At 64.2% G+C, this 26,099-nt stretch carries 24 protein-coding genes and 1 pseudogene; 3 read left to right on the forward strand and 22 right to left on the reverse strand.

The features are described 5' to 3' along the window. Positions 1-16 precede the first annotated feature (16 nt). Both ispH and PIN31009_RS07980 read right to left on the reverse strand, forming a co-directional pair. On the reverse strand, positions 17-976 hold the full coding sequence (gene ispH, locus PIN31009_RS07975) for a 4-hydroxy-3-methylbut-2-enyl diphosphate reductase (RefSeq protein ID WP_058379718.1): 960 nt from the start codon (positions 974-976) through the stop codon (positions 17-19). Between the two features lie 337 nt (positions 977-1,313). Then, positions 1,314-1,961 carry an MlaC/ttg2D family ABC transporter substrate-binding protein gene (locus PIN31009_RS07980; RefSeq protein WP_150683745.1) on the reverse strand — a complete coding sequence of 216 codons (648 nt, stop codon included), beginning with the start codon at positions 1,959-1,961 and terminating at the stop codon, positions 1,314-1,316. 281 nt (positions 1,962-2,242) lie between these two features. On the opposite strand from PIN31009_RS07980, the gene hpnN reads away from it, so the two are divergent. Continuing rightward, on the forward strand, positions 2,243-4,870 hold the full coding sequence (gene hpnN, locus PIN31009_RS07985; protein WP_150789893.1) for a hopanoid transporter HpnN: 2,628 nt from the start codon (positions 2,243-2,245) through the stop codon (positions 4,868-4,870). 95 nt (positions 4,871-4,965) lie between these two features. On the opposite strand, the gene dxs is transcribed toward hpnN, so the two are convergent. The 9 genes and pseudogenes from dxs to PIN31009_RS08030 form a co-directional block, all read right to left on the reverse strand. Further along, a complete protein-coding gene (gene dxs, locus PIN31009_RS07990; protein WP_150789894.1) occupies positions 4,966-6,882 on the reverse strand; it encodes a 1-deoxy-D-xylulose-5-phosphate synthase in 1,917 nt (638 codons plus the stop codon). Positions 6,883-6,904: 22 nt separating this feature from the next. After that, a complete protein-coding gene (locus PIN31009_RS07995; protein ID WP_150789895.1) occupies positions 6,905-7,978 on the reverse strand; it encodes a 2-aminoethylphosphonate aminotransferase in 1,074 nt (357 codons plus the stop codon). 40 nt (positions 7,979-8,018) lie between these two features. After that, on the reverse strand, positions 8,019-9,197 hold the full coding sequence (aepY, locus tag PIN31009_RS08000) for a phosphonopyruvate decarboxylase (protein ID WP_150683749.1): 1,179 nt from the start codon (positions 9,195-9,197) through the stop codon (positions 8,019-8,021). Beyond that, on the reverse strand, positions 9,190-10,887 hold the full coding sequence (gene aepX, locus PIN31009_RS08005) for a phosphoenolpyruvate mutase (protein WP_150683750.1): 1,698 nt from the start codon (positions 10,885-10,887) through the stop codon (positions 9,190-9,192). The genes aepY and aepX overlap by 8 nt, the downstream gene beginning before the upstream one ends. Further along, positions 10,884-11,648, reverse strand: a complete 765-nt coding sequence (locus PIN31009_RS08010; RefSeq protein WP_150683751.1) for a phosphocholine cytidylyltransferase family protein — start codon at positions 11,646-11,648, stop codon at positions 10,884-10,886. The genes aepX and PIN31009_RS08010 overlap by 4 nt, the downstream gene beginning before the upstream one ends. A 15-nt stretch (positions 11,649-11,663) precedes the next feature. Further along, complete coding sequence (locus PIN31009_RS08015) at positions 11,664-12,686, reverse strand: flippase-like domain-containing protein (RefSeq protein WP_087688486.1); 1,023 nt, start codon at positions 12,684-12,686, stop codon at positions 11,664-11,666. Next, positions 12,687-13,493, reverse strand: coding sequence for a HalD/BesD family halogenase (locus PIN31009_RS08020; RefSeq protein ID WP_150790265.1), 807 nt, complete (start codon positions 13,491-13,493; stop codon positions 12,687-12,689). A gap of 15 nt (positions 13,494-13,508) precedes the next feature. Then, positions 13,509-14,222 (reverse strand): annotated as a pseudogene (locus tag PIN31009_RS28420) (CDP-alcohol phosphatidyltransferase family protein); the annotation flags it as partial. A gap of 162 nt (positions 14,223-14,384) precedes the next feature. After that, positions 14,385-14,612, reverse strand: coding sequence for a hypothetical protein (locus PIN31009_RS08030; protein WP_150683753.1), 228 nt, complete (start codon positions 14,610-14,612; stop codon positions 14,385-14,387). A gap of 31 nt (positions 14,613-14,643) precedes the next feature. Here PIN31009_RS08030 and PIN31009_RS08035 point away from each other — a divergent pair, with 31 nt between their 5' ends. Next, entirely contained in the window at positions 14,644-15,399 is a 756-nt protein-coding gene (locus PIN31009_RS08035; protein WP_150789896.1) for an SDR family oxidoreductase, read from the forward strand. Positions 15,400-15,537: 138 nt separating this feature from the next. Here the strand turns inward: PIN31009_RS08035 and PIN31009_RS08040 are convergent, their stop codons facing one another. The 10 genes from PIN31009_RS08040 to PIN31009_RS08085 form a co-directional block, all read right to left on the reverse strand. Further along, entirely contained in the window at positions 15,538-15,885 is a 348-nt protein-coding gene (locus PIN31009_RS08040; protein ID WP_150683755.1) for a hypothetical protein, read from the reverse strand. A gap of 192 nt (positions 15,886-16,077) precedes the next feature. After that, entirely contained in the window at positions 16,078-16,428 is a 351-nt protein-coding gene (locus PIN31009_RS08045; RefSeq protein WP_150789897.1) for a cupin domain-containing protein, read from the reverse strand. Positions 16,429-16,499: 71 nt separating this feature from the next. After that, the gene (locus PIN31009_RS08050) at positions 16,500-17,339 is read right to left on the reverse strand and encodes a siderophore-interacting protein (RefSeq protein WP_150789898.1); all 840 of its coding nucleotides are present in this window, start codon (positions 17,337-17,339) and stop codon (positions 16,500-16,502) included. Beyond that, positions 17,339-17,974, reverse strand: a complete 636-nt coding sequence (locus PIN31009_RS08055; protein ID WP_246185558.1) for a PadR family transcriptional regulator — start codon at positions 17,972-17,974, stop codon at positions 17,339-17,341. Before PIN31009_RS08055 ends, PIN31009_RS08050 begins: the two co-directional genes overlap by 1 nt. A 271-nt stretch (positions 17,975-18,245) precedes the next feature. Next, positions 18,246-19,052, reverse strand: coding sequence for an amino acid ABC transporter ATP-binding protein (locus tag PIN31009_RS08060; protein WP_150789900.1), 807 nt, complete (start codon positions 19,050-19,052; stop codon positions 18,246-18,248). Next, positions 19,049-19,972 (reverse strand): transporter substrate-binding domain-containing protein, encoded by a 924-nt coding sequence (locus PIN31009_RS08065; RefSeq protein ID WP_425495472.1) that lies wholly within the window; start codon positions 19,970-19,972, stop codon positions 19,049-19,051. Before PIN31009_RS08065 ends, PIN31009_RS08060 begins: the two co-directional genes overlap by 4 nt. Positions 19,973-20,044: 72 nt before the next feature. Further along, positions 20,045-20,698 (reverse strand): amino acid ABC transporter permease, encoded by a 654-nt coding sequence (locus PIN31009_RS08070; RefSeq protein WP_150683760.1) that lies wholly within the window; start codon positions 20,696-20,698, stop codon positions 20,045-20,047. Positions 20,699-20,719: 21 nt separating this feature from the next. Then, complete coding sequence (locus PIN31009_RS08075) at positions 20,720-21,397, reverse strand: amino acid ABC transporter permease (RefSeq protein WP_150789901.1); 678 nt, start codon at positions 21,395-21,397, stop codon at positions 20,720-20,722. 212 nt (positions 21,398-21,609) lie between these two features. Next, positions 21,610-22,074: an HU family DNA-binding protein gene (locus PIN31009_RS08080; protein ID WP_058379703.1), complete on the reverse strand. Its 465-nt coding sequence runs from the start codon at positions 22,072-22,074 to the stop codon at positions 21,610-21,612. Positions 22,075-22,388: 314 nt separating this feature from the next. Continuing rightward, a complete protein-coding gene (locus tag PIN31009_RS08085) occupies positions 22,389-23,474 on the reverse strand; it encodes a hypothetical protein (protein ID WP_150789902.1) in 1,086 nt (361 codons plus the stop codon). A 388-nt stretch (positions 23,475-23,862) separates the two neighbouring features. Between PIN31009_RS08085 and PIN31009_RS08090 the strand changes: the two genes are divergently transcribed. Next, positions 23,863-25,083 carry a sugar MFS transporter gene (locus PIN31009_RS08090; RefSeq protein WP_246185613.1) on the forward strand — a complete coding sequence of 407 codons (1,221 nt, stop codon included), beginning with the start codon at positions 23,863-23,865 and terminating at the stop codon, positions 25,081-25,083. On the opposite strand, the gene pagP is transcribed toward PIN31009_RS08090, so the two are convergent. Beyond that, positions 25,059-25,766 carry a lipid IV(A) palmitoyltransferase PagP gene (pagP, locus tag PIN31009_RS08095; RefSeq protein WP_174997036.1) on the reverse strand — a complete coding sequence of 236 codons (708 nt, stop codon included), beginning with the start codon at positions 25,764-25,766 and terminating at the stop codon, positions 25,059-25,061. The genes PIN31009_RS08090 and pagP overlap by 25 nt on opposite strands. Positions 25,767-26,099: the final 333 nt, after the last annotated feature.

Consider the following 26,099-nt stretch of genomic DNA (forward strand, 5'->3'; position numbering starts at 1 on the left):
TCCTGTTCGTGTTGCGTTAGCCGGCGACCGCGTGTTGCGCGGCGACCGGCTCGTCTTTGGTCAATTCCGACGGCAAGCGGAATTGGATGGTTTCCTCGATGCCGTCCATGAGAGTCACTTCGACGGTGTCGATGCGGCGCAGCGCGTCGATCACGTCTTCGACCATGCGCTCGGGCGCGGACGCCCCGGCAGTGATGCCGATGCGGGCCTGGCCGCGAACCCATTCAGGGTTCACTTCCGAGCCGTCGGCCACGAGGTAGCTGGGCAACCCCATTTCCGAGCCGATTTCGCGCAGGCGGTTCGAGTTCGAGCTGTTCGTCGCACCGACCACCAGCAGCACGTCCACACGCTCGCACAGCTCGCGCACGGCGGTCTGACGGTTTTGTGTGGCGTAGCAAATGTCTTTGGTATTCGGCCCGACGATATTGGTGAAGCGTCGTTGCAGTGCAGCAATGATACCGCGAGTCTCGTCGACCGACAGGGTGGTCTGCGTCACGTAGGACACCGGCGTGTTCACCGGCAACGGCAGCAGGTCCACGTCGGCTTCGGTTTGCACCAAGTGCACCGGGCCGTCGATCTGGCCCATGGTGCCTTCGACTTCCGGGTGACCGGCGTGACCGATCAGGATGACTTCGCGTCCGGCGGAAACGTAGTTCTTGCCCTGGATATGCACTTTAGTGACGAGCGGGCAGGTGGCGTTCAACACTTTCAAGCCACGAATCTGCGCTTCCTGCTCGACAACGCGGGCAACGCCATGGGCACTGAAAATGGTGACTGCACCCGCCGGGGCTTCGGAAAGCTCGGCGATAAAGCGCGCGCCTTTGGCCTTTAGAGAATCGACCACATGTTTGTTGTGGACGATCTCATGGCGCACGTAGACCGGCGCGCCGTATTTTTCAAGGGCACGTTCGACGATCTCGATGGCACGTATGACACCCGCACAAAACCCGCGGGGTTGGGCAAGGATGACTTGCATTCAGCTCTCCGGCTCAGGTCGGCCGGGATGGCGGTTTAATCGGGGAGTCCATGTCGTTATTACATTGGCCTCATGGGACTCTCCGCGCCATTTTCGATGGCTCGTCGAGCATGCCCGCGGGGGGACCGCCGTCCGGTCGTTTGACAAGCGACGATTGTAACCGCCGCCGCCAATTATTGCTGGCGACCCCCTGTGGGGAAGCGTCAGCACTTGTTACATAAAGATTGACGAATCGGCGCCGATCTGGGCCGAATTTGCGCCGATCGGGTGGCCAATCGGTACAAAGTCCCTGCGAGGAGAGTGGCGGACCCGGCATCCCGTGCCGGGTCCTTGTTTTTTACTTGCCGAAACGTTCGTTCTTCTCGCGCAGGTACGCGATCAGGCTGTCCATGCCGCCATTGGCAAGGCGGGCCTTGAACTGCGGCTGGTACAACTGGATGAGCCACGCGTCGGCCACGTTCTCGCCCATCATGTTGATGTCGTAGATCTTCCAGCCCTTGTCGGTCTTACCCAGACGATAGGCCACCGCCAGGGTGTCACCGGTGCCGTTGACCTGGGCACCTACGACAGCGTCGGTGCTGCCCGCCGAGACCTTGGCCGGATCGTACTTGAACGAGAGCTGCGAGCCGCGCACTTGCGAGAGTTGCAGGGCGTAGGTATTCACCAGCAATCGCTGGAACTGCTCGAAGACCTGCTGCTGTTGGGCCGGCGTGGCGGCGTCGAACGCCTTAGGACCGACGGCGTAGCGCGTGGTACGGCGGAAGTCGGTGTAGGGCAGGAAATCGCGCTCGACCACTTTGGCCGTGGCGGCGATATCGCCATCGCGCGCGGCCGGGTCCGCCTTGGCGGCCTTGACGACCGTCTCGACGGCGGTTTTCACCATGTCGTTGGGATTGGCGCTGTTCGTCTGTGCCCAGACGCCCGATGAAACGGTTGAAAGGGCCATGGTGGCCGCGGCCATTGCCGTCACCAGAAATTTCTTCATACGTAGGAACCCAGCTTCTCTTCGTTGGTTTAAATCGGGTAGGCCGTAGTGTAGTCCACGAGGCCCTGTATACTGCTTCGATTTTGTAAATTCACCGTTTCAATGGCCAGATCGACGGTCTTTATCGCCGATTGGTTCCCGACAGGTCCCGCAAAATTTACCTGATGTCTCAATCGCTTATGCCCAAATGGCGTGATGCGAGGGGCGCAGGCGGGGGATGACGGGATGGCCGGCGCGGTTGCCTTTCCATTCGTTTTGCATTTCTCTTCCGGAACCGCTACATGCTGACTTCGCTCGTCGTGCGCATCGTCCGTTTTTCGGCGAAGCACGCGTACCCAGTCATCTTCGCCTCGCTGCTGCTGACAGTGGCCAGTTGCGTGTACGTCGCCAAGCACTTCGCGATCAACACCGATGTCTCCAGCCTGATCGACTCGAACACGCCCGCCGCCGAGCGTGGCCGCGAGATCGACCGGGCTTTCCCGCAGAAGGCCGACGTCACGCTGGCCGTCGTGCAGGCACCCGCCATTGAATTTGCCGATCGCGCCGCCGCCGAACTGGCAGAAAAGCTTGCCACCGAAAAAGACGTCTTCCGTGCGGTGAGCCGTCCGGGCGCCGGCGAGTTCTTCGCCCACAATGCGCTGCTGTTTGCTTCGGTCGACGATGTGAAGAGCCTCACCAGCAAGCTCGGCGATGCCAAGCCGCTGCTCAACAGGCTCGCGCAGGACCCGAGTCTGACCGGCCTGTCGAATCTGCTCTCGGTCACGCTGCAAACGCCGTTGCTCACCGGGCAGGTCAAGCTGCCAGAGATGGCGCGTCTGCTGGGCAATGCGGCCGATACGACCGAAGCGGTGCTGGCCGGCAAGCCGGCTGCCATGTCGTGGCGTGCGCTGGTCGCCCCGGATACCGTGGCGCGCAGCTACGTCGAGGTGCAGCCGGTGCTCGACTACGCGGCGCTCGAGGCCGGTGCCAATGCCGCGTCGCGCATTCGCGCTGCGGCAGCCGATCTGAAGCTCGAAGAACGCTATGGCGCAACGGTGCGCCTGACGGGCCCGCGTCCGCTCTCCGATGAAGAGTTTGCGTCGGTGCGTCAGGACGCCGGCCCCAACGCCGTGATCACGCTGCTGGCGGTGCTGGTGGTGCTGTGGCTCGCGGTGCGCTCGGGCAAGATGATCGTCGCGGTGTTCATCACGCTGCTCGCCGGTCTGGCCATCACGTTCGCGCTCGGCCTGATGATGGTGGGCGCACTCAACATGATTTCGGTCGCGTTTGCGGTGCTGTTCGTCGGCATCGGCGTGGACTTCGGGATTCAGTTCGGCGTGCGCTATCGCGAGGAGCGGCATCGTCTGGGCAACGACGAAGGCGCGCTGCAAGGGGCGCTCGCCGGTGCCGGCAAGGCCATCGCCATGCCGTTGTCGCTGGCCGCTGCGGCCACCGCCGCGAGCTTCTTCTCGTTCCTGCCTACGGACTATCGTGGCGTGTCGGAGCTGGGGCTGATCGCGGGCGTGGGCATTTTGTGCGTGGCCTTCCCGTCGGCGATTACGCTGCTGCCCGCGCTGATCAGTGTGTTCAAGCCGAGTGGCGAAGCGAGCCCGCCGGGCTTTCGCAGTCTGGGCCGGGTCGACGATTTCACCGACAAATACCGCAACCCGCTGCTCTACGGCACGCTGGCACTGGTGGTCGCCGGTTTGCCGTTGCTTGCGCATCTGCATTTCGACTTCAACCCGCTGCATCTGAAAGACCCGCATACGGAGTCGATGGCGACGCTGCTCGATCTCGCCAATTCGCCGGAGGCCGGGGTGAACGACGTGCAGTTGCTCGCCGCCAACCTCGACGTCGCCGATGCCGAGGCTGCCAAGCTGCGTGCGGTGCCAGAAATTGGCCGTGTGGTCACGCTCACGACCTTCATGCCGGCCGAACAGCCGGCGAAGCTTGCCTTAATCGGTGCGGCCGCGACGTCGCTGCTGCCGGCGCTCTCGCAAACACCGCTGCCGCCGGTGGCGGATGCCGCGCGCGTGTCGTCGCTCAAGACGGCCGCGGGGCAGTTGGAAGACGCTGCGCTCGATCATCCGGGTGAGGGCGCGAAGGAAGCGCAGCGGCTCGCCGCCGCACTGCGCAAGCTCGCCGCGGGCGACGCCGCGCTGCGCGACCGCGCTGACCGTGCGATTGCCGGTCCGCTCAAGCTCGCGCTTGGCCAGTTGCGCGATGCGCTGCAACCGCAGACGGTGACTCACGAATCGCTGCCGAAGGACATCGTGGCCCAATGGGTCGCGGCCGACGGACGCGCCCTCGTGAACATTTCGCCGCGCGTGGCGAAGGGCGCCGACCCGAGCGACGACGCCATGCTGCGCAAGTTCAGTGCCGCCGTGCTGGCGACGACGCCGGACGCTGTGGGCGGTCCGATTTCGATCCTGCGCTCGGCGGATACGATCATTCGCGCGTTCATCGAAGCGGGTATCTGGGCGCTGCTGTCGATCACGGTGCTGCTGTGGCTCGCGCTGCGTAACTTCGGCGACGTGTTGCGCACGCTCGTGCCGCTGCTGGTCTCCGCAGCCGTGACGCTCGAAATTACCGTGCTGATCGGCCTGCCGCTGAACTTCGCGAACATCATCGCGCTGCCGCTGCTGTTGGGCGTGGGCGTGGCGTTCAAGATCTACTACGTGATCGCGTGGCGTCACGGGCAGACGCGTCTGCTCGCGTCGAGTCTGACGCAGGCCGTCGTGCTGTCGGCGGCGACCACGGGCATTGCGTTCGGCAGCCTCTGGCTGTCGCACCACCCGGGCACGTCGAGCATGGGCAAGCTGTTGGCGCTCTCGCTCGTGTGCACGCTGATCGGTGCCGTGTTCTTCCAGCCGGTGCTGATGGGCAAGCCGCGTGAGAAGGCGGCAGCGAAGACGCCGGGCAAGGTCTGACGCCGGCATCGCAAGCTATCTGATGGCACAACGCAAAACGGCACCGAAAGGTGCCGTTTTGCTTTCCCGCAGATGCCGGGAGACTTCTCGCTGACTTATTGCGGCGAAGGCACCGCTTCGACTTTGCCGCCAAGACGTTCGGTGAGGGCACGGCGAATCGATGCCGCGATGCCCGCAGCATCGAGGCCGACCGACGCCAGTTGCTGCGCCGGGGTGCCCTGATCGACGTACTTGTCCGGCAGTCCTAGTTGCAGCACCGGCACCTGCACGCCGTTCGCATTGAGCGCTTCGATGCAGGCGGAACCGGCACCGCCCATGACGGCCCCTTCCTCCAGCGTGACGACGAGATCGTGCGTGCGGGCCATCTCCAGCACGGTGGCCGTATCAAGCGGCTTCACGAAGCGCATGTTCACCACGCTCGCGTCGAACTCGCCGGCCACCTGTTCGGCCAGCGCCACCATCGGACCGAACGCCAGCAACGCCACGCGGCGACCCGCCGGGGCGGCGCTTTGACGGCGCACTTGGGCTCGCCCCACGGGCAGCGTCGACAGACCGGCTTCCGGCGTGACACCGGGCCCCGTGCCGCGCGGATAGCGCACAGCGCTGGGGCCGTCGATGCCGAGTGCCGTCTGCAACAACTGGCGGCACTCGCTCTCGTCGGCCGGGGTCATCACGACCATATTCGGGATGCAACGCAGGAACGCGATGTCGTAGGCACCCGCGTGCGTCGCACCGTCGGCACCGACCAGACCACCGCGATCGATCGCAAACACGACCGGCAGGTTTTGCAGCGCCACGTCGTGAATGACCTGATCGTAGCCGCGTTGCAGGAACGTCGAATAGATCGCCACGACGGGCTTGAGCCCTTCGGTGGCAAGCCCGCCGGCAAACGTCACCGCGTGCTGTTCGGCGATGCCCACGTCGTAGTAGCGCTCAGGAAAGCGCTTCTCGAACTCCACCAGCCCCGACCCTTCGCGCATGGCCGGCGTGATGCCGACAACGCGTGAATCGGCCGCTGCGGTGTCGCAAAGCCATTCGCCGAACACCTGCGTATAGGTCTTCGGCGCGGCGGTACCGGGCGCTACCGGGCGAATGCCTTCGCTCGGATTGAACTTGCCCGGGCCGTGATATAGCACCGGATCGGCCTCGGCGAGCTTGTAGCCGCGACCCTTGCGCGTGACCACGTGCAGGAACTGCGGCCCCTTGAGCGCCTTGATGTTCTCGAGCGCGGGAATCAGTGCATCGAGATCGTGGCCGTCGATCGGGCCCAGATAGTTGAAGCCGAACTCTTCGAACATCGTGCCGGTCGGCGAGACGATCGCCTTGGCGTGTTCTTCGAGTTTGTGCGCGAACTCGCGCATCGGTGCCGGGGCATTGCGCAACAGATTGCGCACGCTTTCCTTGCCGGCCGAGTAGAACTGGCCCGACATCAGTCGCGTGAGGTACTGGTTGAGCGCGCCCACCGGCGGCGAGATCGACATGTCGTTGTCGTTGAGCACGACGAGAAACGGCAGGTCGTCGTACACACCGGCGTTGTTCAGGGCCTCGAACGCTTCGCCTGCGGTCATGGCACCGTCGCCGATCACGGCAATCGCGTGGCGCTTTTCGCCTTTGACCTTGCTGGCGAGCGCCATGCCGAGCGCGGCAGAAATCGACGTGCTCGAATGGGCCGTGCCGAACGTGTCGTACGGCGATTCGTCGCGCTTCGGAAAGCCCGACAAGCCCTGCCACTGACGCAGCGTGGGCATCGCCTCGCGGCGTCCGGTGAGGATCTTGTGCGGATAGGTCTGATGACCCACGTCCCACACGATGCGATCGTTGGGCGTGTCGAACACGTAATGCAGCGCAATCGTCAGTTCGACGGTGCCGAGGTTCGACGACAGATGCCCGCCGGTGCGCGACACGCTGTCGAGCACGCAGGCGCGCAGTTCATCGGCCAGACGGCGCAGGTCGGCGCGCGAGAGCGCGCGCATGTCGGCAGGGGAGCGGAGGGTGGCTAGCAGATCGGCCATGGCTGAACGTCCGTCCCCGCGCTTACTTCACCAACCGGGCGAACGACGCCAGCAGGCGATCGATGTCGGCCGACGTGAGGTTGCCCATCGTCGAGATACGGAACAGTTCTTTCGACAGGCCGCCTTGGCCTGCGTAGATCACAAAGCCATCGGCCTTGAGCCAGTCGTGCAGACGCGGATAATCCACGCCCGCCGGCAGCTTGTAGGCGCGCAGCACGACCGACGATTCGTTCGGCGGCAGCACGGCATCCATGCCCAGCGCGGCCAGTCCGGCACGGGCCTGCTCGGCGAGGGCGCCGTAGTGGGCGTGGCGCTTCTGCCAGCCACCGGCCTCGTCGAGTTCGCGCAGTGCTTCGACCAGCGCGTAGTACGCATGCACGGACGGCGTGAACGGCGTGTTGCGCTCGGCTTGCAGCTTGGCCAGCCGTGCGATGTCGAGGTAATACGTGCGGCCGAATGCCTTCGCGAGTGCATCCTTGCGCACCATCACGAACGACACGCCCGGCACGCCGTGCACGCACTTGTTCGCGGTGGCGGCCACGGCCACGATGCCGGAGTCGTTGAAATCGATCGCTTCGGCGGCAAAGCTGCTGACGCCGTCGACCAGCAGGTCGATGCCGCGCTCGCGGCAGGCGCGCGCGATGCCGCCCAAATCGTTCAGGCGGCCCGTGGTCGTCTCGTGGTGGATGATCGCCACGTTGGTATACGGACGGTCACCGGCGGTGTCCAGCTTGTTGACGATCTGGGCCAGATCCGGGGCCTGCATCCATTCGAAATGGATGACGTCGTGATCGATGCGGTACTGCTTGGCGATCTGCGAAATGCGCTCGCCGTACACGCCGTTCTCCACGATCAGCAGGCGCCCGCCCTCGGGCACGAGACCCGCCGTCATGCTCTCGACCGCTGCCGTGCCTGACCCGGTCATCAGCACCGGCGTCCATACGGCCGGGTCCAGACCGTAGACGGCCGTCAGGCGCGCGCGGGCTTCGTCCTGCAAGTCGAAGAACTCGGGCTCGCGGTGGCACAGATCGGGTTGCAGCAGGCTCTTGCGGACACGCTCGGTCAGGGTAACGGGGCCCGGGTTCAGTAACAGCATGGCGAAGCTTCCTCGGCGGATATTGTTATAGGGGGAACGCTCAGGCGCGGGCTTGAGCGATGTGGTCCATCAGACGCGACTTGACGGCTTCCGGCGTGACCTTCGGACGCGGCAGGCCATCGGGCGTGCCGGGGCGCGTGGTCAGGCAGGCGAAGCGTGGGCCGTCGCTCAGGCTCGTGGAACGGCCGTCGAACAGCTGTTCGATGACCTCGAGCGTATCGCCTTCCAGTGCGAGCGCATAGCCGCTGGCAGCAGCGACACCGGCGAACGACACCGTCGGCGAAACCGTGGCCTGCGTGCCGGTCGAGTCGTGCGACGCGTTATCGAGCAGCAGATGCACCAGATTCGACGGGCCATAAGCGCCCAGCGTAGCGAATGCGCCCATGCGCATCAATGCGGCCCCGTCGCCATCGACCGCGACCACGCGCAGGTCGGGGCGTGCGAGCGCCAGCCCGAGGGCCAGCGTCGTGACGCAGCCCATCGAACCGACCATGTACAACTGGTTGGCCCGGTCGTCGAGCGCGTAGAGTTCGCGTCCGCAAAAACCGGTCGAGGCGAGGACCACCGTGCCGTCGAGCGGCGTATGGGCGATAACGCGCTCCAGCGCATCGCGGCGCGTCGGCAGATCGGCCGGTGCGACACCGCGCACGAGCGACGTAGGTGCCGGCTGAGCAGGGCGCGTCGGGCGTTCGGTGGGTTGCAGCGGGAACGACGCCACGCTGCCTTTTTGCATCACGAGGGCGTAGGGGCGGCCCGTTTCGTCCATGTGACGCACGGCCCGCTCCAGCGCCGGGGCGATCGCTTCCGGCTCGGTCGGGAACAGCTCCCACGGCACTTCCATCAGGTCGAGCATGGCCGGCGTGATCGGGCCCATGAGCGCATGCTGTGGCTCATCGGTGATGCCGGGCTGGCCACGCCACGTCACGATCAGCAACTGCGGCAGACGGAACGTCCACGTGAGCGACGTGAGCGGGCTCACGGCGTTGCCGAGGCCCGAGTTCTGCATCATCGTCACGGCACGCGCGCCACGGCCTTCACCGAGGGTGGCGCCCGCCGCGATGGCGACCGCGTCGCCCTCGTTGGCCGCCGACAGGTAATGCAATGTCGGGTCTTGGAGCACGTAGTTGATGAACGGCGTGAGAAACGAGCACGGCACGCCGGTGTACCAAGTGAAGCCGTGCTTGCGCGCGGCTTCGACGAACTGACCCGCTTCAATCACCTTGCGTCTCCGTATCGGCACCGCTGAACGGGGTCTGACCATGGGCGAAGTCTGCCGCACGGCGGAATTCTTCCATGTCGTTCACACCGCGCCAGTGGCCGTGCACGTACTGCACCTCGATCTTCGCGCCGTCGGCTACCAATGCATTGATCAGGTCGGGCACGCCGAGCTGATCGAAATCGGCGCGGGCCTGAAGCGTCGTGAATACGCGTTGCACTTGCGCGCGGCCTTCGCCACGCACGCCCAGCAGACCGATCCAGCGGCCGTTCGGCGTGCGCCCGGCGTCCGTCGCGTCGCCGCTGATCTTCTCGAGCAGCACTTGCTGGCCGAACAGACCGCGATCGTCGCCAGACGAGCAGTACGCGAAGTCGCGCACGCTGGCGTTGGCCGTCGTGGCGGCGGTGGAGTCGACCACCACCGTGATGTCGGCGTCGCTCTCGACCAGATCGCGCACGATGTAGCTGCGGAACAGCAGGTCGCCATACGAGATGACGGTGTCGTGTGCGAAGGCATCGCCCACGCGGGCGAGCGAGGCCAGTTCGCCGGTCTCGGCAAAGCGCTCGTTGATGGCGAGCGTGATGCCGGCCGTGTCGATCGCGTCGGCACGGTAGCCGCCGACGACCGTGATGTCGTTCACGTTCTGCTTCTTGAAGCCGTCGACCAGCCAGCGCAGCAGCGGCTTGCCGGCGACCGGCAGCATGACCTTCGGACGGTCCGTCGTCACGCTCTCGAGGTTCTTGCCACGGCTCGCGGCGAGCACGATGGCCGAGCGCGGGGCGTTGGCGGCGGACAGATAGCGGTCTTCGGCTTCGGTGTACTCGTCGGCGTCTTGCAAACGGAAGATCTCGTCGACGGTCGCGATGCGGTCTTCGACGTTGATGAGCGTCTCGTTGCGATGAATCTCGGCAGCCACGGCCTGCATGGCCGATGTGGCCGAGCGAATCAGATGGTTCGCCCAGATCACCACGCTGATGCCGGCTTCGCGGAACACGTCGGTCGGCGTGCTGTAGTACTTGGTCGGCACGATCACCAGCGGGCAGCGGTTATCCCACTCGCGGGCGAATTGCACGATCTCGTCGGCACGCTTGAGCTTGCTGTGAATCAGGATGGCGTCGGCACCGGCCAGACGATAGGCCTCGGCGCGGCGCAGGGCTTCTTCCATGCCCCAGCCGGCGATCAGGGCTTCGACACGTGCCACGATCGAGAAATCGTCGTCGGCCTGCGAATCCTTGCCGGCCTTGATCTTGCCGCAGAACTCGTCCATGTCGGCGAGCGGCTGGCGCTCGCCGCCGATGAAGCTGTTGGTCTTCGGGAAGACCTTGTCTTCAATACACACGCCGGCTACGCCGCGTTGTTCGAGCTTGCGCACGAGACGGCGCATGTTGTTGAAGTTGCCGTAGCCGGTGTCGCCGTCGAGCAGAATCGGCAGATCGCTGGCATCGGCCATGAATTCGAGGTTATCGACGACCTGCGTCCAACTGGCTTCGTTGTTGTCGCGCACGCCGAACTGGGCGGAAATCGCGAGACCCGATGCCCAGATGCCCTTGAAGCCTGCCTCGCGCACGATGCGCGCGGACAAGCCGTTGTGGGCTTCCATCAGGAATTCGAGTTGATTGCTGCGCAGCATGGCGCGCAGTTGCGCCGCGCGCGTGGCGGTCGGCGGCAAGGTGAATGCGTCGGGAGCGTTCATTCGGACACCATCGTGAGCGGTTCGAGTTGCGGCAGCACCTGATCGGCGGCGCGCTTTACATCTTCGGGGTAGTCAATCTCGATCCACGGGAAACCCGTGACATCGGCGGTTTCGAACTGGGCACCACGTTCGAGCAGCAGATCGCGCACGGCTTCTTCGTGCGGCAGCTTGGCGCGGCCCGATTCGACGTAATCGCGCGTGATTTCTGCCAGACGCGTGGCCGTGGCTTCGTTGAAACGGAAGAAGCCGACCGACTCGCCCACGGTGTCGTATTCGAGGCCGACCATGACCTGCTTGCGCAGTTCGACCGGCACGCCGTCGCGCAGGCACAGCTTGACCGGCTCGTCGCCCACTTCGAAGTCGCGGTCGATGAGCAGACGGTTGGCCGTTTTGCCCGCCACCAACGCATTGAAGATGCGCTGATCGTAGAGCACGTCGGCGTCCATCACGAGCACGTCGCCACCGGCGGTCATCGCGGCGGCAGCCGTGTGCAGCGTGAGCACGCTGCCCAGCTGATAGTCGGGGTTCAGGCAAATCTGCGGACGCGGGGTCCAGTTCAGGCGATCGAGCTCTTCGCTCACCTGTTCATGGTGAAAGCCGAGCGCCAGCACCACGTCGGTGATGCCGACCGCTGCGAGCATGCGCAGATGGCGCTCGAGCAGCGACATGCCGTCGAACTTGAGCAGGCACTTGGGCGACTGCTTGTCTTCGGGCTGGAGCAAACGCAGGCCCATGCCTGCTGCGAGAATGATGGCCCGCATGGTCGGTATCCTTCTTTAGAGCGGTGCAGTATCCGTGGCCGTGGGCAGCGACACGCCTTGTTGCGAGGCGCGCCGGCGGCGCCAGCCACGTTCGGAGAAATGCAGATAGACGAGGCCCGGTACGCCGAGCAACAACTCACGCGTACGTTTGGCCAGAGACAGGGCCAGCGCGGCATCGGCCGGCAGACCCACGAGCGGTGCGAGCAGCAGATAGCCGCCTTCCTGTACGCCGAGCGAGCCCGGCACGAAGAATGCGGCACCGCGAATCGCCTGCCCGAGACTTTCGAGCAACATGGCGTCGACCCAGCTCACCGGGTGGCCGATGAATTGCAGGATCAGCCAGACTTCGGCCGTGCCCACGATCCAGCCCACCAGACTGAGTGCGAAGCTCGCCAGCACCTGACGGCGCTGGCCGTACATGCGCTGCACGATTTCATCGACGGCGTCGGCCCGGTCGAGCAGAGACGACCAGTCGCGCTTGGACGACATTTTCGAGAGCATGCGAAACGCCCAGCCGAAGAGGCCGCGGCGTTGCGCGATATAGAACGCGTAGAGCAGGGCGGAGATCAGGGCCGTGGCGAGCAGCATCGGCACCCACAGGCCGCCGTTGCTGTCATGCGTGGCACTGATGCCGAACACGGCCAGACCGAGCAGCGCGAAGACGATCTGCGCGACGGCCTGCAAGGTGGTGCTCACGGTAATGGCGGCAGCGGCTTCGCGCCCGGCCATCCCGCTTTGCTTCATCTGACGCACCATCGCAATCGGACCACCGATCTGACCGGCCGGCAGCAGGCTGTTGACCGACTCGCCGACCCAGCGCGTGAGGACCGCGCGGCGCAGCGAGCACGATTTCGCGACCAGCACCTGAATGGCGGCAGCGTCGAGCACCAGCGGCACGATGTGGAAGGCGGCGATGGGCAGCAGCCCCCAGCCGGCCATGGCCAGCGTAGACATCACCGAGCCCGTGCCCTGCCAGATGAGCAGGGCGACGAACAGGGCGATACCGAGGGTCAGAGATACGATGGCAGTCCGGTTCATTTAGCGCTTCGTCCGTTGCAATACCTGACGAAACACTTGCCGGAAACCGAAGTAAGCGATGGCGTCCTTCATATTCGATATGAAGCGCTGCCAAGTGCCCATGCGCGGGTCGGTCACATACTCGAACGTGAGCGAAATACGCTCCTCGTTGTCGCCGAGCGGCGTGATCCGGTGATGCAGTTTGTCCCCGTCGAAGAACACCAGCGCGCCCGGCGGATAAGCCACGGCGCCATCGACTTGCGGCGCGCCCGAATTGCGCGTGTGAAGTCGGTACTCGAGCTTGCAGCTCGATTGGTCCACCACGCCAAGCAGCAGCGTATAACGGCGGCCCTTGTAGTAGGAGGTGTCATAGTGCCAGCCGATGTGATCGCCCGGACGCGTGTAGTAATACAGCGCATACGCGTGCGGGTCTTCTTTCGGCGACGGCAGCAGTTTTTCGCCGGCCAGACGCTCGAGAAAACGCATCAGGGCAGGCGAGCGGTACAACTCGGCCACGAACGGGGCAAGCTCGTCGAGCGTGTGACGGCTGACGCTGCCGCCCTGCTTGTGGCCGGGAAGATAGTTGCGGTTCACGTTCGGCGTGACCGCGCGCGCGGCCGCGATCAGTTGATCGGTGACCGTGCGCGGCAAGAACTTTTCGAGATAGATGAACGCGTCTTGCGACTTGAACTCGGACGTGACGGCGTCGAAGTCGATGGCGTCCATCGCGCGCTCGATTTCCGCATCGGCGGCAAAGGCAGCCGGAGCCAGCGGGGCCACTGTCGAGGGGGCAAGAGCCGCAGCGCTCGCGGCCGTCGTATCGGTCATGTCGGTTGTGGCGTTCGTGTTGTTGTTTGTCTGGGGCTTCGCGGGCAACGGGCGGCGCATCACGCGCACGTAGTCGGCGACCACCAGCAAGGCGAACAGCGGTGCGCCGATGGCGGCAGCGATCAGGAAACCGCGCGTGCCGTCGAACAGCGTGACGAGCGGCATCAGATACAGCACGTCTTCCGTCTCGAAGCCGCCGACCGACGCTTGCTTGGTACCGGCCTTGCCCACGCGGTCTTCGATGCGCATGCGCAGGAAGAAGATCAACGCGACGGCAACACCGGCCATCCAGCCGAGCACCGAGGCGGATACCGGCAAGCTGCCCGGCGCCATCGCTTCGACGCCCATACCGATACCGCCGAAGAGCAGCACGGTCACGAAAGCGTCGGACCCGAGGTCGTAAAGATGGCCGAAACGGCTCGTCTTGCCGCTCACGCGCGCGAGTTCGCCATCGGTGTGATCGATGAAGTTCGACAGCACGAGCAGCACCGCACCGAGGTTGGCCATGGCATAGCCGCCCTTCGCGAACGCCCACGCGCAGGCCAGCCCGACGATCAGACGCAGGGTGGTCAGGTGGTTCGGACTGACACGCGTATTGATCAGCGGCGTGACCATCCAACGGGCGAGCCGGGCGTCGTATTGACGCGGACGCGGCGGTGCCGGGCGTGCAGTTTTGCTTGTGGCGGGCGCAGCAGAAGGCGCCGAAATGAGTTTCGGTATCGTTTCCATGAGGGGGGAATATATACCCATAAGGCGGTCATGTGCAGTGCACCTGAAACGCCTGTATTAACTGTGACAACGCGCGACAACGTTGGCGCTCACGGGCATTGACGCGCGTGAATTGAGACGTATTGACGCATGCAATTGGTGCCGGATGTCTTGCTTAACACCTTAGGTTATAAGCGCGACGAATTCGCGATTATATTCCGCAATAGTCTGTTTCGCTTTGGCACACAGTCGACGCGTCGTTTTGACGCACTGCGCGGGAGAATGCCGCCGCAATCCGACGCAGAATGGCAAAAAACGCCGCAATTCGTTATTTTTCGCGGGATAAAACGACTTGAGTTCGGGATAGCGGCGCGTCGCCGATGCGCGGATAATGGCGATCCCGTTGGTCATTTTCGCGGTGTTATCCGACCGCTTTCCCCACATGTCCCAAACGATTGCCATTCTTACCGGTGCCTCGCGCGGCCTCGGCGCGTCGCTCGCCCGCGGTCTGCTCGCTCCCGGCACGCATCTCGTCACGCTGGCACGTCGCACGGACGACGATCTCGCCGCCCTCGCCCGTGAGCAGGGCGTCACCCTCGAACAGGTGCCGGTCGACCTGTCGGATGCCGAGGCCGCTGCGAGTGTTGCCGAGCGCATTTTCGCGTCGCTCTCGCGCGACGCGTCCCGTTATCTGCTGATCAACAACGCCGGAACGGTCAACCCAGTGGCGAATACGGCAGCCCTGACGGACGTTGCGGCCATCGGCGCGGCCTTCACGCTCAATGTGACGGCCGTGATGGTGCTGACCGCGCGTTTTCTTGCCGCCACGCAGGGCCTGAGCGCCCGCCGTCAGATCGTGAACATCTCGTCCGGCGCGGGCCGCAATCCGAATGCCGGCTGGGGCGTGTACTGCGCGACGAAGGCTGCACTGGATATGTATACGCGTGTGGTCAACGCCGAACATCGCGAGCAGGGCGTGCAAGCCGTGTCGATGGCGCCGGGCGTGGTCGATACCGGTATGCAGGAAACGATTCGCAGCAGCAGCGTCGAGAGCTTCCCGGCGTTGGCACGTTTTCAGGAAATGAAGGCTGCCGGCAAGTTGTCGACACCCGAGGACGTGGCGCGCCGCATTCTTGCCTATACCGAGCGCGACGACTTCGGTCAGACCGAGATCGACGACATCCGCAACTACAGCTAAGCAGCTAAGACACCCAAGGTGGTGAATCCCGGTTAGCCGAACGCTCACCGAGGTGCGGAAAGTCGAAAGGCACCGGCCGGCATTTGCCGGACCGGTGCCTTTTCGTTTGGGTACGAGACTTCCGCACCGACGTGGGCGTTACTGTTCCGTGCTGGTAATGAAGACCCCTCCGTTACGCTCCGGCGCAAACAAGATGAGCGTGGGCGCGTGAATGTCGAAGGCGCGTTCGCAGGCTTCGTTATAAGAATCGAACTGCACCGCCCAAGCGCCATTTCGCACATAGCAGTGCGTGATGGTGTCGGTGCGGCGGTCGAATTCCTGCCCGAGAAACACGCCTTGGGTGTAGCACCAGACGACGAACCCTTGAAAATCTGCCTGCTCCGGGGCCCGGAACACACGCCAGCGTGCGTCGTCCCGCCCCGATTGACGCCCCGTCGCGCCAGCGGCCCAACGCTCGAACCCGTCATGCCGTTTGTGTGGCTCCATTGTTGTATTCCCCCTTTATGATGAAACGCCTTCTGGGTGCCGAGAACCGACACCCCCGGGCGTTTTTTCATAGTCGGAAGTTGTTCCCGGTATTTCCATCAGGCAATTCCGAAAAGCGGCAGGGAATTTCTCCAAAGAACTTCGACGGGCGCCTTCACCCGGCGCACCGTCGGCCACCTCAGCGTGTCGTTGTCAGTCGTAGTGAATCGCCAGCCAGACCGTGGCTTCGCCCTGCGCCGTCCATTCGACGCGGTGACGCCGGTGCGCAGCAATGGTCACGGCGTCGCCCGCACGCAGCGTCAGCGTCTGATCGGGGGTATCGGCGAAGGCCAGTCCGGCCGCGCCGCTAAGCACGACCACCCACTCATGTTGCGGTTGGTCGTACCAAAAGCCCGGCGGCGAGGCCTGACCGGTGGAGACAATGCGCTCGACGCGCATGCCCGGGCGTGCGATCAGCGTATCGAACTGCTCCGCCGCCGCCGGATCGGGGCGGGCGGGCAGGCCTGCGAAAAGACAGGTATCGGGCAGTAGTGGCGAAGCCATACGTTCTATCGGTTCCGTGCGTTCCACGCGTTCATTCATCGGACGAGGGTAGAAAGCGTACACGGCGAACGTCAGTCGTCGAGGTTCTCGTGCACGGCGGCGTCACCGCGACGCCAGTATGAGGCTGCCTTGACCCACTTCGGATTGAGTCCGCGCTCGCCGACCAGATGCTGGCGCACGGCTTTCGCGACGCCGGACTCAGCGGCGACCCACGCGTGCAGATCACCGGCAGGCAGGGTGGCGACCTGAAGGGCGTCGATCAGCGCGGTGCTTTCGCCTGCGGGCGCGCCTTCGCGGTAGATCCACTCCACCACGACGTCGGCTTCGCTCGTGAACCGCAGCCGGTCTGCCGGGCTGTCGACTTCCGCAAAAACGAAGACGAGCGCGCCGGCCGGCAACTCGGCGAGACGGCGCGAAATGGCCGGCAGTGCCGTGTCGTCGCCGATCAGCACATAGCCGTCGAAGTTCATCGGGATGACGAACGAGCCGCGCGGGCCGCCGACACCGAGACGGTCGCCCGGCTTGGCCGAGCGCGCCCATTGCGTGGCGGGACCGGATTCATGCATCGCGAAATCGATGACCAGCGTCTTCGTTTCGGCGTCGAAGCGGCGCGGCGTGTAGTCGCGCATCAGACGAGGCGCGTCGCCGGGGGCGGGCTTCCTGACGCCTTCCGGGCCGACCTGCGGCATCGACAATTCGCCGGTCTCGGGGTTCGGGAAGAACAATTTGACGTGGTCGTCGAAGCCCGGGCTGGTGAATCCTTCAAGATCGTTGCCACCGAGCGTCACGCGCAGCATGTGCGGCGTGATCGATTCCACGCTGCGCACTTCGAGCAGGCGCATGCGCAGTTCGTGGCGCACGCGGCGCGGCGTGCGATCGGGGGTGGCGTTCAGTGCAGCGTTGTCTTGCATCAAAGTCGCTCCAGTTGTTGTGCGGCCGCGTCGAGAATCGCGGCGAATGCGTTGGCTTGCTCGGTCGAGAGCGGCTCGCCGCCCAGACGCAAGTGCACCGCATATTTGAAGTTGTGCAGCGCGCGCTGGACTTGCGGCGGCATGTCTTCCGAACGCTCGCGGCGCGTCGCCAGCCGCGCGAGCAGCTCGGTAACGGCGGCTTCGTTCTCGGCCAGATACTCGCGTCCGGCATCGGTAATTTCGTACGATTTGCGCTGACTTTCGCCCGTGCCTTCCTGCACACGGATGTAGCACATCTCGTCGAGCAGCGTGAGCGTCGGATACACCACGCCCGCGCTCGGGCTGTACGTCCCGTTCACGCTTTCTTCGATGGCCTTGATGAGTTCGTAGCCGTGACGCGGTTGCTGTGCGATCAGGTGCAGCAGCACCATGCGCAACCCGCCGTGGCTGAAGAGCCGGCCACCGCCGCGTCCGCCACGGCCACCGCGTTCGCCACGGCCCTCGCCATCACCCCGGCCCCGGCGGCTTTCGCCGAAACCTTCGCCCATTCCTTCGCCGCTTGCGCGACGGCCATGACGCTCGCCGCGGCGCTCGTCAAAATCCATGCTATCCAAGCCCAGCGGGCCTCGGCCCATGAAATCGCCTCGTGATCCACGCATGATGCGACCCCTTCAGATGTAGTTAAGACGTGTTTACGATATATCTAAATTGCATCTAAACAAAGTTTTTTGTCGAATGACCCTAACCAAGTTAGGGGAATTTGGCGGAGGGGAGGCGCTGACGCCGGGGCGCGCGGACGCCCTGTCGTCAATGCGGGATTGAGCGAAAGAGTAGAGAAGGGCGTGGGTGAGTCGGCGGGTGAGTACTCGGGTGAGGGCCGTCGAAACGACAGCCCTGTAGCGATGGCTACTGCCCCGGGTGACTCAACAGTTGACCGAGAAAATTGCGGGTCTTCTCGTGTTGCGGGGCGTCGAAGAATTGCGCGGGCGGCGCTTGCTCCACGATCCTGCCGTCGGCCATGAAGATGACGCGGTCCGCCACACGGCGCGCGAAACCCATCTCGTGGGTGACGCATAGCATCGTCATGCCGTCTTCGGCCAGACCGATCATCGTGTCGAGCACTTCCTTGACCATCTCGGGATCGAGCGCGGACGTCGGTTCGTCGAACAGCATGATGCGCGGCGTCATGCACAGCGCCCGGGCGATGGCGACGCGCTGCTGCTGCCCGCCCGACAACTGGCTCGGGTACTTGTTTGCCTGTTCCGGAATGCGCACGCGGGTGAGGTATTGCATGGCGAGCGCCTCCGCATCGGCGCGCGAGAGCTTGCGCGAACGCATCGGCGCCAGCGTGCAGTTCTGCAATATCGTCAGATGCGGGAACAGATTGAATTGCTGGAACACCATGCCGACTTCCTGCCGGACGGAGGCCACATTGGCGCCGCCGGCCGTGAGGTCGATGCCGTCGACCACGATGCGTCCGCGCTGCACCGGCTCGAGCCGGTTGATGCAGCGAATGAGCGTCGATTTGCCGGAGCCCGACGGCCCGCAAATGACGATGCGCTCGCCCGCTGCAACACGCAGATCGATCTCCGTGAGCACCTGAAACTGCCCGAACCACTTGCTCACGCCATCGAGCTCGATGATTGGCCCGGGCGATTCCGATTCGCTGCCCGGGGTGCGTGCGGGATCACTTCTTTGGCTCACGTCGCTCATTGCAGTTTCGGCAGATCGGTATCGAGCCACTTGCGGTAGAGCTTGTTCAACTCGCCGTTCGCCGTGTTGCGCGTCACGAAGTCGTTCACGGCGGCCAGAAGTTCGGGCTGGTTTTGGCGCAGCGCGATGCCCATGGACTGCTGCAACAGATTGAACTTGGGTTCGTACTGCCCCGGGGCACGCTGGCGAATCGCGGCGGCCACCGTCACCGAGCAACCGATGGCATCGACCTGACCGGAGAGCAGCGCCTGCATGGCGGAGGCGTCGTCGTCGAAGCGGCGGATTTCCGTGCCCTCGGGCGCGGTCTTGGTGACAGCCACATCCTGCGTGCTCGCGCGCGCCACACCGACGCGCAGGCCTTTCAGATCGGCGGCGGCCTTGATGGGCGCGCCGACCTTGCCGAGCAGCACGATCGTTGCGGCCGCATAGGGCTTCGAGAATTGCACCTGTTTGGCGCGCTCCGGCGTGATGGCCAGCGACGCGACGAGCACATCGACCTTGCTGGTCAGCAGGAACGGGATGCGATTCGGCCCCGTGACCGGCACGATATTGACCTTCACGCCGAGGTCTTTTGCGAGCAGTTTGGCCACGTCGGCGTCGTAACCGTCGGGCTGATTCTGCGCATTCGTGGTGCCGTACGGCGGAAAGTCGACCAGCATGCCGACGTTGATGACGCCTTTCTTCTTGATGTCGGCCACGCTCTGCGCGTGCGCGGGCGTCGTGAACAGCGACAGCGTGCCGGTGAGCAGACTGCCGAGCGTGCCGCCCAGCGAGCCCGCAAAACCGGCGGGCATCGCCGCGATACCGACCGTGGTGATGAAATGACGGCGCGACGTCGTGCCGGCAGTGCACGGTTCGTTGGCCGGGTGCACGCGGCGCGGTGAGGGCGGCGTTGTCGAGGGAGGGGTTTTGCGCGTCATGTTGGATCTCCTTGTTCGATATCGATAGGTGGCGATCTGTCGTTCGTTCTCTCGTTCTGGCGTTTTTCGTAACTATCTTGCCCACGCGCTGGCCTGCCGGCGCTCAAGCCGCGCCGCCAGCCGCGACAGCGGCCAGCACAGCACGAAGTAGAGCGCAGCGACCACCGAAAACACCACGAGCGGCTGAAACGTGGCGTTGTTGATGATCTGGCCGGCGCGGGTAATTTCGGTAAAGCCGATGATGGCAGCGAGCGAGGTGCCTTTGACGATCTGCACCAGATAGCCCACCGTCGGCGCGATGGCGATGCGGGCCGCTTGCGGCAGCACGACATCGCGCATGCGGTTGAACCACGACAACGAAAGTGCCTGCGCAGCCTCGACCTGACCGTGCGGCACCGCTTCGATGCACCCGCGCCAGATTTCACCGAGAAACGCGGCGCTATTCAGAATGAGTGCGATACCGGCAGCGATCCACGGATCGATTTCCAAGCCGAACACCGGCGCACCGAAGAAAATCAAAAACAGTTGCAGCAGCAGTGGCGTGCCCTGAAACAGCTTGATAAAGGCGAGGGCGGCGTTGCGCAGCCAGACGACGCTCGAGGTGCGCGCGAGGGCAATGCCCAGACCGAGAACGGCGCCCCCCGCGAAGGCGATGGCAGACAGGGCGAGCGTCCAGCGCGCCGCCTCGACGATGAACCAGAACTCCGGCCAACCGAAAGTCCGCATCGCGTGTGCTCCGTATCGGGTTTAGGTCTGGCGCCGCTCGGGATAATCGAGCGTACGGCGGTAGATCACGCGAAAGAGCGCGGAAAACGCCAGCGAGAGCAGCAGATAGATGGCGGCAACCACGATATAGATCTCGAAGCTGCGGAACGTCTGCGATTGCAGATTCGCGGCCACCGAGGTCAGGTCGTCCGCCGAGATGACGGAGACCACTGCCGAGCTGAGCATCAGCAAGATGAACTGGCTGGTGAGCGCCGGGTAAATCGCCTTAAGCGCAGGCTTGAGAATAACGAAGCGAAAGATTTCCCAAGGCTTGAGGTTGAGCGCGAGCCCGGCTTCGATCTGGCCGCGCGGAATGGCATCGATGCCGGCGCGGATGATCTCGGTGGCATAGGCCCCCAGATTGACGACCATTGCCGTGAGCGCTGCGGTGTGCGGGCTCCAGCGCAACCCGACGGCGGGCAGCGCGAAGAAAAAGAAGAACAGCTGAACGAGGAAGGGCGTGTTGCGGATCAGCTCGATATAGGCGTCCACGAGCCATCGCACAGGGCCGGGGCCGGAGGTCTTGCCCCACGCGCAGACGATGGCGAGCGCGAGCCCGAGCACCATAGCGGTGGCCGACAGTTCGATGGTGATCCAGGTGCCCTTGAGTAGCAGTGGCCACGCCGCGAAGACGTCGCCGAACGCAAACGTGTAATGCAAGGAAGTCCCCCGCGAGCGCTGACGGTGCCCGGAGCGATGTTAGCGGGCGACGCACCATGCGTCCACTCAGCACAAACCCCAGCGAAATGACGGGGTGGCGATGGGGCGGGCGAAAAAAAACGGTGCCGAATCTCGGCACCGTTTGACTGCATATCTGGCAAGTTTTGCGATATTCGCTGCTGCCGGTGAGGCGGCAGCGCATCGCGCAAGACTTACTGTGCAGCGTCCTTCACCTTCTTCAGCGAGCGAACCTTCACGCGCGTCGAAGCCGGCTTGGCGGCGAACTCACGTTCTTGCTTCGTGAACGGGTCGATGCCACGGCGCTTCGGCTTGGCGGCGATCTTCTGCGTCGTGACCTTGAACAGGCCATGCAGCGTGAATTCGCCAGCGCCCTTCTTGTGCAGTGCGCCGAGAATGGTGTTCTCGAGCGCGGCCAGCACTGCCTTGACGGTCTTCACTTCGACAGCAGCACGCTCTGCGAGGTGTGCGGCGAGTTGCGTCTTGTTGAGCGAGTCCTTGAGCGGCGTGACCTTGTCGGTCGCTGCTGCCTTCGGAGCTGCCTTCGGTGCTGCTGCCTTCTTCACCGGAGCCTTTTTAGCGGCCGGAGCCTTTTTCGCTACCGGAGCTTTTTTTGCCACAGGGGCCTTCTTAGCTGCTGCTTTCTTTGCCGTTGCCATATCGATCCAATCGATGAGAATAAGAAAGTGCCGTCGTAGAACGGCCACCCGAATGATACGTCTTGCTGCGCCGACGATTCTACCTAAGAAATCGCGTTCTGCGAGCAGTGCGCAAATTATGTTGCGCGCTTGCCGCACAAGGTTTCTCAGCGCGCGAGCCGTATTTCGAAGTGTTTTGCGAGTGTTTCGTTCGCGACGTGACACAGCGTCTTTGTCGCGTTGTGTGACTTACGGGTTCCGCACCGTCGTTTTTCTTTGTCTTACTTTGTCCCGGACTCGTTGTGAAGGGGTGCTGAAAACCGCCCGCAGCGCGCTCAAAAACGCTGCATCTGGCAGGTTTCGCAGCGCCCGTCGCGGTTGCACCAGGCGTCGGTGAGCGTGGTGCCGTCGGCCCCGAACGTGATGTCGTGCTTCGCGCCGTAGCTGCCGGCGAGTTGCAGACGGTCGCCCGCGAGCGTGCCTTGCACGGTGGTGTGGATGTTCGGTTCGACGTCGTCGACGTTGCCGGTGACCTGCGCGCCATTAAGCGCCAGCGCCATGAGTCGCGTCATCGGCGAGCCCCAGAGACCCCACCAAGGCGGTGCATTCGTGCACAGGCCGCGCCAGCGGCCCGACGGATTCACCACGCGCATCGGTGCGGCGGCCGGGGGCTGCGCCGCTGCCGATGGCGGGATCGGCGGGGTGACGATGGTTGCGCCGGCAGGTGTAGGGGCGTTGATCGCCGCGACATCGCGTGCGACTTCCGGTGAGCCCGAGGTCGACGCGTTGACGGCGTTCAGGCCAGCCGTGTCGCCAATGGAACTCGGCATGGGCGTCGCCGTCGGCGTGGGAGTGGCGGACGATGGCGCTGCACTCGCGGGGGCGGATGGCATCGCCGACGCGGGTACGTAAGTAGTGGCGTTGTTGGCAGGTGCTGCCGGTGCGGGGGCCAGCGGCGCAGCGCTGAACGTACCCGGCGCGCCGCTCAAGCGAGCCATGTCCGGCGACAGGCCGTCGTTCGGCACCGGCGCGGTGGCGGCGGCGCAGACGTGGCATGACAGGCTCGACAAGCTGTTACGTGTGAGCGGGCGGGTGCCGAACATGCGCTGCCCGCCTTGCGAACCGTCACGCAGGATGGTGACGTAGGCGGTGTCGTCCAGCCGGTAATCGACCTTGGCGCACGACGGCGCATTGGTTTGCAGCGTGACGTCCGCCGAGTAAGCCCCATTGCTCGCGAACACCGGAATGACCGCAACGGACGCCGAACAATCGGCAATGATGCGTGCGCAGTCGCATCCGCCAACCGGCTCGTGCGCGCTGCCACCGGCCTGCGCTTGCGCATGACCGGCCGCAGCAAGCGTACCGAGCATGCTCGCGACGAGCCATCCCGCCGCAATACTCCATGACTTGAATCCCCGCATGACGTTTCCCCGAATGTGGCGGTGTGTCCTATGCAGCGGATAGTCAATCAAAAGGCGTCCGCTGACAAGAGTCGAACGGGTGGAAAACGCTGTAAACAAAGGGAAAATAAACGACGAACAGAGGGCGGAAATCGCAAGTCGTCAATGGATCGCGTGCCATTTCGGCGTCATCTTGATGTGACGCTTAGCGCGTGTGCGTCGCCGATCGAGCGGTCTACACTGGCGATTCGTGGCCTTGCAGTGCCACCGCCCACTGGAGACATGCATGTCCGTCAATCGCCCGTCCCACGTGCCCCCGCCGTCAGAAGCCTCCTCGAAACGTGCCACCAGAAGCGCTGATTTATCAGGGATTCCCAACGTTCCACCGTCCGCAAAACGCGTGCTTGCGATGCTCGCGACGCTGTTTTTCGCGATGGGGTTGATCACCTCGCTCAACGACATTCTCGTGCCGCACTTCAAGGCCGCGTTCGATTTGACGTATCGCGACGCTGCGCTCATCCAGTCGAGTTTCTTCGCGGCTTACTTCGTCGTGTCGTATCCGGCCGGGCAATACACGGCGCGTGTGGGGTACCGGCGGGCGCTGGCGAGTTCGCTCTGGCTGGCCGGTCTGGGCTGCGCGCTGTTCTTCCCGGCGGCGGCGCTGGTGTCGTATCCGTGCTTCCTCGCCGCGCTGTTCGTGCTCGCGAGCGGCATCACGCTGCTGCAAGTGGCCGTCAATGCGTATGTCGAAACGCTAGGCTCGCGTGGCGAGGCGGCGAGCCGCCTCACGTTGGTGCAGGCGTTCAACTCGTTGGGCACGACGGTCGGCCCGCCGCTCGCTGCGCTGTGGATTCTCGCGCCGCAGGCGGTGACGGAGACGGCCACCGGGCACGCAGTGCATGCAGTGGACAGCGTGCGCCTGCCGTACGGCATGCTGGCGGCGGTGTTGATGGTTGGCGGTGTGGTGCTGTGGCGGCTGACGCTACCCGAGCAACGTGCCGAAGCCGCCACGCCGCCGGGTTTGATCGGCAACGTGCGCAGCCTGCTCGCGCATCGACCGTTGCGATACGGCATCGTGGCGCTCTTTTTGTATGTCGGGGCGGAAGTGAGTATCGGCAGCTTCCTCATCGTCTATCTGACGCACACCGATACCGGCATTGCCGATCACGGTCATGCCAGCCGCTACCTCGCGTTTTACTGGGGCGGCGCGATGGTCGGACGGTTCATCGGCGCGTGGCTGCTGAGGCAGGTGTCGCCCGGCAAGTTGTTGAGCCTGTGCGCGCTCTACAACTTGCTGCTGATTCTCGCGTCGTTCACCTTGCCGGCCACGTTCGCGATGTGGCTGCTGCTCGCGTGTGGACTGGGCAACGCGATCATGTTCCCGACGATTTTCTCGCTGTCGGTCGGCGGCCTTGGTTCACGTGTGAGCGAAGGCGGGGGACTGATCTGCATGGCCATCGTCGGCGGCGCCGTGCTGCCGTATCTGCAAGGTGCGCTCGCGGACGGCGTCGGCGTGGTCATGTCGTTTCTGGTGCCTGCCGCGGCCTATTGCTATATCGCCGGCTTCGGCGCGTGGTGCGCCCGCACATCGCCGGAACTTGCCGGTCAGCCGGCTTTGCCGAACGTGTAACGGCCGAAGATGAACAGCACGTTGCCGTTGCCTTTGCCACCGGGGATATAGGTGGTCGCCACCGACGCGCGGCCCACGGCGATTTCTGCAATGGGCAGCGCGGCAGGGAACGGAAAGCCGCCGAGCGTATCGGTGCGCGACATCAAAAACGCGGTATAGCCGAGCCCGAAACGCACGGGCCCGGCTTTCGCCATATTCCAGATCCGTCCGTAGCCGATCATCGGCGACCAGTCGTTATGCGAGTCTTTGAAGACCATCGCGTACAACATGCGCGAGCCGTCGTTGCCATCCGAGAGCACCCGGCCGTAACCGATGCCCCACGGGTTTTCGTTGAACTGCGAGATTTTTTCGGGCGTGTACGCGAAGCGCAGATGGTGCGTGTGCAACGGCACGTAAAGATCGCTCGCCCCTTCCACTGCAATGTCGCGGAACTCGTCTGCGATGGCACCCGGCCACGTCGCGATGCCACTGCGCTGACTCTCTTCTGCTGCACGGACGTCGATGGACCACGAGAGCGCCAGCGCCGTCGTCAGTGCGGCAAGCGTGGGCACGGCGCGCAGCGACGGACGCGAGGGACGCGAGGGACCATCGGCAAGACGGGAAAGCGGAAAGCGTGAGGGGGGCGGTACGACACAAATCGATTGCGCGAGCCGCCCGGTGTTCTGGGGGTTCGTAGACGTCATGAGGAAAGGCGTGGGTTCGTGGAGAAAAGACGAGTAACTAGACTCGCCCCCCGTCGCGAAAGTTCGTCCTGCCGGAGAATTGGGAAGATGCCCACGCAAGAAGCGTTCGGTGACCGAACCTGCTGCTTCGCGCATTAGTGCTTTCGCATCAAGCAGATACGTCAGATATGGGCGGGTTATGCACCGGGTTGTGAACATTTTCTGTGGATAACCATAGTCCACATCCTCTCGCGGCGGCCGCGCACGCAAACATGCTTCTGCGGCTATCGCCTGCCTCTCCATTGGCGCATCTATTGCGCGCCGCACTTTTTCCCCGTCGCATCAAGCACTTGA

Origin of the sequence: Pandoraea iniqua, from assembly GCF_902459685.1 — a bacterium.
In the GTDB taxonomy this organism is placed as follows: Bacteria; Pseudomonadota; Gammaproteobacteria; order Burkholderiales; family Burkholderiaceae; genus Pandoraea; species Pandoraea iniqua.